The organism is Curtobacterium sp. MMLR14_002, from assembly GCF_001864975.1.
GTDB lineage: Bacteria > Actinomycetota > Actinomycetes > Actinomycetales > Microbacteriaceae > Curtobacterium > Curtobacterium flaccumfaciens.
This window is the reverse complement of sequence record NZ_MJGT01000014.1, coordinates 1-587: the sequence shown is the minus strand read 5'-3', so window position 1 is coordinate 587 and position 587 is coordinate 1. Positions and strand designations below refer to the sequence as shown.

Sequence of the window (587 nt, the reverse complement as noted above, 5' to 3'; positions counted from 1 at the left end):
GTGATGAAGACGGCAGCAGCGATCGGGGTCCCCAGGAGCACGCTCATCAATGCCAGCGGGAGGAGGCGTGGCGTCCGTTTGGAAAGCAGCAACGCCGGCACGAGGACCATTCGGACCGCGCCGACCCAGGTGGATTCGAGAGCCCATGCCGCAAAGAAGGCGGCAAGCGGCCCAGTGCCGAGAGCATGGGCGGCCGTGATCGAGACGAGGTAATTCGCGAGGGCCAAGAATGCCTGCGCCCCGACCCGCGGTAGGAGCAGGTGGATGACCCTCATCGTGGCCGCACCTCGTCTCCCGACATTCGCTCCTGGCAGGCAGGATTGCGGCGCGATCTCACGCTTCGCCCTCCTGAGTAGCGCGTGCAGCGACTATGGCGTCGTCGATGGTCATTGTGAAGTGACGCCAAGTCCGCCCTCCACCAGTTGCGCGCACACGTTCAGCACGCGCTCGTCTCTCGGAGGCTTTCAGGATCGGGGTAGCGGCCATTGCGGTACGAAGGCGCTCGCGATCGCCGGCCGGCAGGACGAGCCCATCCTGCACGCCGATCACTTCGGCGGCCCCTGTTTCATCAGTAGTGAACACCGGAA

The 587-nt window shown here is 65.2% G+C and carries 2 protein-coding genes; one reads left to right on the top strand and one right to left on the bottom strand.

Annotated features, from left to right (window positions below):
* A partial coding sequence (locus BIU91_RS19135) for a hypothetical protein (protein ID WP_216099631.1) occupies nt 1–275 on the bottom strand: 275 nt, incomplete at its 3' end.
* Here BIU91_RS19135 and BIU91_RS19130 point away from each other — a divergent pair.
* Nucleotides 265–587, top strand: a 323-nt coding sequence (locus BIU91_RS19130; protein ID WP_216099630.1) for a hypothetical protein, incomplete at its 3' end; no start/stop codon positions are given. The two genes, BIU91_RS19135 and BIU91_RS19130, sit on opposite strands and share 11 nt — an antisense overlap.